Annotated in this window: 1 protein-coding gene; it reads left to right on the top strand. The window is 62.6% G+C overall.

The features are described from left to right. Nucleotides 1-377 (top strand): 4Fe-4S dicluster domain-containing protein (locus AC1D0P_RS31800; RefSeq protein ID WP_477680368.1); only part of this gene is annotated, 377 nt, incomplete at both ends.

The raw sequence follows: 377 nt of genomic DNA, 5'->3' as shown, positions 1-377 counted from the left end.
GCGAAATCCACGCTGCAGCCGGTGCCCTGCATGCATTGCGAACAGGCGCCCTGTGAGATGGGCTGTCCGGTCAACGCCGCCGTCCATTCGATCGATGGGCTGAACCTGCAGGTCTATAATCGCTGCATCGGAACCCGTACCTGCTCGTCCTACTGCCCCTATAAAGTCAGGCATTTCAATTGGTTCGACTACACTTCTCAGGATCCGGATTCGGTCCGGGCGATGCGCAATCCTGATGTCACCGTGCGCAGCCGCGGGGTGATGGAGAAATGCACCTATTGCGTCCAGCGCATCGCCGAGGCGCGGATCACCGCCGACAAGGAGGGCCGGCCGATCCGCGACGGCGAGGTCGTCACCGCCTGCCAGCAGGCCTGTCC

This window comes from Polaromonas sp. P1_G2 (assembly GCF_056405515.1).
This window is presented reverse-complemented; position numbering and strand designations above follow the sequence as displayed.